Consider the following 5,714-nt stretch of genomic DNA (forward strand, 5'->3'; position numbering starts at 1 on the left):
TGTGCTCAACTCTGTCATCGCGACTCTTGAAGAGCAGATAAACGGAGCGGAGAACATGGATTATATGTTCTCTTCAGCTGCCAACAACGGTTCTGCAACAATTCAGGTATATTTCAAACCTGGTATGGATCCCGACATGGCTGCCGTTGATGTGCAGAACCGCGTGGCAAAAGCCGCAAGCTTCCTGCCGGCAGAGGTAAACCAGGTAGGTGTGATTACCCAGAAACGCCAGAGTTCCATGCTTATGGTGTTTAACGTGTATGACACCGATGGCAAATACTCTGAGGAGTTTATCGAAAACTACATGGCAATAAACATAATTCCGGTAATCAAACGAGTTTCCGGTGTGGGAGACGCCATGGTTATGGGTGCCGACTACAGTATGCGCATATGGCTCAAACCCGATGTCATGGCTCAATACGGTCTGATGCCGTCGGANATTTCAGCTGCGCTTGCCGAGCAGAATATCGAGGCTGCTCCGGGACAATTCGGAGAAAACGGCAATCAGAGCTTCCAATACGTGATGCGCTACAAAGGGCGACTGCAGGACGAGACTGAGTTCGGCGACATTATCGTACGTGCGACCAACGACGGAGAGATTCTTAGACTCAAGGATGTCGCAGACGTCGAACTGGGTCGTCTTTCATATGGATTCAAATCCACGACCAACGGTCATATCGGCTGCTCGGCAATTGTGTATCAGTCTGCCGGATCAAACGCCACCCAGGTTGTGAAAGACATACAGACAGAACTTGCGAAATTCCAGAAAGAGGCACCTGAAGGCGTGAAGATCATTACTACAATGAGCGTCAACGACTTCTTGTTCGCATCAATACATGAGGTTGTCAAAACGCTCATCGAGGCTTTCGTTCTCGTGTTCCTTGTTGTGTTCATATTCCTTCAGGATTTCCGATCGACTCTTATACCGATTATCGCGATCCCTGTAGCATTGATTGGTACATTCTTCCTGATGTATATATTCGGATTTTCCGTCAACCTGCTTACCCTTTCCGCACTCGTGCTCGCGATCGCAATCGTGGTCGATGACGCCATAGTCGTAGTGGAGGCGGTGCATGCAAAACTCGACGAGGGATATAGTTNCTCGAAACGCGCCGCCATTGATGCTATGAATGAGATTGCAGGGGCACTTGTCTCGATTACCCTTGTCATGATGCTTGTGTTCATTCCTGTATCATTCATGGGTGGGACCTCTGGTGTGTTCTATCGCCAGTTCGGTCTAACAATGGCTATGTCAATCGGTCTTTCGGCAATCAACGCGCTTACCCTTTCTCCCGCTCTCTGTGCGCTCTTCCTCAAGCCGCATAAGAAAGAGGATGAAAAACCGCTTAAGGAGAGAATTAAAGACGCATATTCGGCAGCCGGTGAAGTTATGAAAGAAACATATAAGAAACGTTTCCGCCTGAAACTTCCTCCCGTCATCACTCTTGTCTTCATTACCGCATCAATCGCTCTCCTTATGATGGGCTGGTTTGACTTTGAGAACATAATGAAAGGCGTGATAGCTGTAGTAGTGGGCATCATAGCGCTCATCGGTCTTTTCTCAAGAGAATTCATTGACTTCTTCAACAAGGGGTTCAATAAACTTCTCAAAGTCTATAATACTGCATCAGGCTGGTTTATCAGACACAAAATTACCGGATTCTCAATTGTTGCAATATCAATAGCCGTGCTTGTATGGTTGATGAGCACAACAGCCACCTCCATGGTGCCGCAAGAAGATACCGGCACAATCATGGGTGTTGTAGACATGCCTCCGGCAACTGCATTGGAAAAGACCAAATCCATCATGGATCAGGTCGACAGCATCTGTGGAACGATTCCGGCAATACAGGTGCGCAACGCGATTACCGGATTCAGCTTCATCGGCGGACAAGGCAACACATACGGTTCTTTCATCATCAAGCTTCGCCCTTGGGATGAGCGAGATGAAAAAACCGAGAGCGCCAATGCCGTGCTCGGTCAGTTGTATCAGAAATGCTCTCAGATCAAAGACGGACGTATCATGTTCTTTACCCCCCCTATGATTCCGGGATATTCGGCGACAAGCGGCTTTGAGATCAAGCTTCAGGACAAGACAGGAGGAGACCTCAACAACTTCTTCCAGGTTTACCAGAGGTATATCGCCGCTCTCAACGCCCGCCCGGAGATTCAGATGGCATATTCAACCTTCAACCCCACATTCCCCCAGTATCTTGTTGAGCTGGATGTCGCCAAGATCAAACAGGCAGGCTTGACTCAGAACCAGATTCTGAGTGCTCTTCAGGGCTACTACGGCGGTATGTACGTATCCAATTTCAATAAGTTCGGCAAACTGTATCGCGTCATGATGCAGGCAAGTCCGGAGGCACGTGTCTCCCCCGAGACTCTGAAGCGTATCAAAGTCCGTAATGGAGCGACCATGGCGCCGATCGACAACTTTGTCTCGCTCAAGCGTGTATATGGTCCTGACATCATCAACCGATTCAATATGTTCACATCAATAGCCGTAACAGGACAACCGGCGCCGGGATTCTCTTCCGGTGACGCAATCAAGGCTATCGAGGAGGTCGGTGAGGAAATGCTTCCGATCGGCTTCGGATACGACTATTCGGGTATGACTCGCGAAGAGGCAAAAGGAGGCAGCGGTCAGACAGCATACGTATTCGCTCTCGTGCTTCTTTTCGTATATCTTCTCCTTTCCGCGCAGTATGAAAGTTACATCATTCCGTGGGTGGTTATTCTTTCTGTGCCGTTCGGTCTTATGGGAACATTTGTCTTCGCACGGTTTATGGGCATTGACAACAACATATATCTGCAGATCGCGTTGATTATGCTTATCGGTCTTCTTGCCAAGAATGCCATTCTTATTGTCGAGTTCGCGCTCGAAAGAAGACGAACCGGACTCAGCGTAGTCCAGTCGGCTATTCAGGGAGCCACAGCTCGTCTGCGTCCTATCCTTATGACATCACTGGCTATGATTATAGGTCTCTTGCCTCTTATGTTTGCGACTGGTGCCGGTGCAAACGGATATAACGCACTTGGCACAGGTGCCATCGGAGGTATGCTCATAGGCATGATTCTTCAGGTTCTTGTAGTGCCGGCGATGTTCGTGGCATTCCAGCTGATTCAGGAGAAGATCACACCTCCGAAATGGAAAGACAAAGACAACACCGGAATCACATCCGAAATCGAGCAATACAGTATAACAAGAGAATAAGACAATAATGAACAGATTGATTAAATATACATTGACGGTAGTGCTGGCAGTTGCGATGAGCAGCTGTCACATCTACCGGAAATACGAACTTCCGGCAGATGAGAATGCATTTGTCGAAGATTACCGCAAAGCTACTGAGCAACCAGTTGATTCCACATCGCTCGAATATCTGGGATGGGAAAAAGTATTCACGGATCCGATTCTGCAAGGCTATATACGACAGGCTCTTGCCAACAACCATGATCTTGACGATGCCCGTCATAATGTAGAGATTGCTCAGGCGCAGCTCAAGGGTGCGAAACTGAGCTACTTCCCATCTCTGGCACTAAATCCCAACGGCGGCAGTGCAAGTTACGGCGGAAGTCACATGAACTGGAGCTATTCCATTCCACTCGCCGCAAACTGGGAAATCGATGTCTTCGGTAAGATTCTCAACAGAAAAAGAGGTGCCAAAGTCACCGTAGAGCAGATGGAGGATTACGAACAGGCTGTGCGCTCCCAGATAATCTGCGGCGTCGCCAACACATATTATGCACTTGTGCTGCTCAAACAACAGCTTGACCTCACAGAGAGAACATCCGTCATCTGGAAAGATCAGGTAGAATCCATGAAGGCGATGAAAGAGGCGGCATACGTCAATGAGGCGGCAGTTGTACAGAGTGCGGCGAATTACTGGAGCATCATGGCGTCGATACCGGATATCAGACAAAGCATAACCGCCACCAGCAACACGCTGTCGACTCTTCTCGGCACATATCCCCGCGAATGGGAAGTAACCTCTGACCTGAGTTTCTCCCTGCCGGTGAATGTAAAAAGCGGCATCCCCATGTCATATCTTGCCGTGCGTCCGGATGTGCGCGCAGCAGAAAGAGGACTCGCCGCCGCATATTATGTGACCAACAGCGCACGTGCAGCGTTTTATCCGACACTTTCAATATCGGCACAAGGCGGATTCACAAATCTGCTCGGCAGCATGATCACAAATCCCGGCAAATGGTTCATTCAGCTTGCCGGACAACTGGCGGCTCCGATTTTCTCCAGAGGTCAGAACATTGCTACTCTTGAAGCTGCGAAAGCGCAGCAGAAACAGGCAATGAACGCCTTTGAGAAAACTGTTCTAAGCGCAAGTGCGGATGTAAGCGACGCTCTCGCACAAATCGCCAATATCGAAGACAAGAAGGTTGCCCTCGACCAACAGATAGATAATCTTGAAAAAAGTGTGGAATATACACAGGAATTATTAACTTTGGATCAGAAAACAACCTATCTTGAGGTGCTGACTGCCCGTTCGAGTCTGCTGAGCGCACAATTGTCGAGTCTCGCATGCTGGCACACACAGGTAGCTTCACTTATAAGTCTGTATCAGGCAGTCGGCGGTGGAAGATAATAACGTTAACCTCTAATACTTATACTATGTTTCAGATCAGCCCTCTGGCGTTTGTTCATCCCAACGCCAAAATTGGAGATAACGTCACAATCAATGCATTCGCATATATTGATGACAATGTGGAAATCGGAGAGGGATGTGTGATCGGTCCGCACGTAAGCATCCGCTCCGGTGCAAGAATCGGTAAAAACAACAGATTCTACGACGGTTGTGTGATTTCCGCCGCCCCTCAGGACTTCCGTTGGAAAGGTGAAGATTCTTTTGTGGAAATCGGAGACAACAACTGTATCCGCGAGCACGTGATTATCAACCGCAGCATACATGCCGGGAAATCGACCAGGATAGGCAACAACTCATTCATCATGGCACAGAGCCATATCGGACATGATTCGATAGTCGGTGACTATGTCGTAATCGGGAATGCCGCAAAAATCGCGGGAGCATGCAAAATCGGCAACTACACGATACTCTCATCCAACGCTCTCGTACACGAAAATTGTGATATTGCGGAATGGGTGCTGATAAAAGGCGGTTGCCGTGTGAACAACAATGTGCCCCCGTTCACGATAATGGCTCACAATCCGATAGAATATTATGGTGTAAACGCCTACATTCTGCGGAAAGGAAAGAAATCGGAAGCCACTATCGATGACATCGCCAAATGTTACCGCCACATCTACCAGAGCCAGACTTCTCCATTCAATGCCTTGAAAAGAATCGAGACAGACGTAGACCCAAGCACTGAAAGAGACGAGATTCTCAAATTCATAAAGAAGCACGACTATCGTCTTGCCGCTCTGCCTCCCGAAGTGACAGCGGAATAAGAACAACCATTATATATCACAAAGCCGGGTATCTCGCACAAAATGCGGATATCCGGCTCTGTTATTCCACCCACACATCCATACCTCTTGCCTCCCCTGTCGCTGTGTCTTCGAACCTCATGTTTCCAAATACCTTGATAGCACAACGGCTTTATCTAAAGATTTTTATGAAACAAATACTGAGATAAATTTGTTAGATTCATGTAAAATTAATAGGGTGTTCAGTTCTATGTTCCAAAATTAACTCACATTATTGAGTGTCCTGGAACGCAGAACCACCCGATTC

The 5,714-nt window shown here is 48.1% G+C and carries 3 protein-coding genes; all 3 read left to right on the plus strand.

Annotated elements, in window-relative coordinates:
* Window positions 1-3,217: efflux RND transporter permease subunit (locus JX312_RS08305; protein ID WP_204457675.1), on the plus strand; the 3,217-nt coding region annotated here is incomplete at its 5' end.
* A gap of 7 nt (window positions 3,218-3,224) precedes the next feature.
* Window positions 3,225-4,604, plus strand: coding sequence for a TolC family protein (locus tag JX312_RS08310; protein WP_204457676.1), 1,380 nt, complete (start codon window positions 3,225-3,227; stop codon window positions 4,602-4,604).
* Between the two features lie 26 nt (window positions 4,605-4,630).
* Window positions 4,631-5,428 carry an acyl-ACP--UDP-N-acetylglucosamine O-acyltransferase gene (lpxA, locus tag JX312_RS08315; protein ID WP_204457677.1) on the plus strand — a complete coding sequence of 266 codons (798 nt, stop codon included), beginning with the start codon at window positions 4,631-4,633 and terminating at the stop codon, window positions 5,426-5,428.
* Window positions 5,429-5,714 lie beyond the last annotated feature (286 nt).

The sequence above is a fragment of the Barnesiella sp. CU968 genome (assembly GCF_905219685.1).
GTDB lineage: Bacteria > Bacteroidota > Bacteroidia > Bacteroidales > Muribaculaceae > Lepagella > Lepagella muris_A.

What these genes read in the sequence shown, in the direction of transcription:
- lpxA (WP_204457677.1), top strand. Translation starts at nt 4,631, where the DNA reads ATGTTTCAGATCAGCCCTCTGGCGTTTGTTCATCCCAACGCCAAAATT.
- JX312_RS08310 (WP_204457676.1), top strand. Translation starts at nt 3,225, where the DNA reads ATGAACAGATTGATTAAATATACATTGACGGTAGTGCTGGCAGTTGCG.